This is a genomic window from Bacillus sp. BB081, assembly GCF_008368895.1.
Lineage (GTDB): Bacteria > Bacillota > Bacilli > Bacillales > Bacillaceae_G > Bacillus_A > Bacillus_A wiedmannii.
This window is the reverse complement of sequence record NZ_QOZX01000158.1, coordinates 1-635: the sequence shown is the minus strand read 5'-3', so window position 1 is coordinate 635 and position 635 is coordinate 1. Positions and strand designations below refer to the sequence as shown.

Genomic DNA, 635 nt, shown 5'->3' with positions numbered 1-635 from the left:
TGTATGATGTGCGGCAAATGAAGCTGTTTTGACCCAGCCTTCTTCTTCATTTTCGCTATCATAATAGACCACTCCATATGAAGCATCAAACCATTTATTCATTTTGGTTAGTAATGCAGAAGATAGCGATTCTATACGATCAGATTCTTGAAAACGAGTTGATGCAATCGCAATCTGGTCTTTGATCCAATTCTCATGCTGGACATGATCCAATAATTGATTGGTCGCTGTACCCAGTTCTGCAATCTCATCACGGGTACGAATAGTGATCCGTTTGTTCAGATCGCCACCTTCACCAATATCATGAATCGTATCGGTGACATCGCGTAATGTTCGTACAATCTGGCGAGCAATCACCCATGCTGTTATCAACGATACAATCGCAACTACAATCCACAAGGTCACCATCGCTACAAATAAACGTTGATTGCTAGCAGCAATACTTTCAATACGTGCATCTGTGAGTGCTTTTTCAGTTGTCCGAAAAGCTTCTAGCTCACTGCGTAATCGATCAATCTGTTGCTTACCCGGATCGACTTTGAAAAATTGCGTAATTCCAGCTTCATCGTTATTACGTCTCATCTGTAGAACAGGATCGCCGGCATCTTCAATCCATTTCTCTATACCTGACTTGA

Annotated in this window: 1 protein-coding gene; it reads right to left on the bottom strand. The window is 41.7% G+C overall.

Annotated elements, in window-relative coordinates; all coding sequences use genetic code 11:
• On the bottom strand, positions 1–635 hold a 635-nt coding region (locus tag DN394_RS28815; protein WP_149294478.1), incomplete at both ends, for a HAMP domain-containing protein.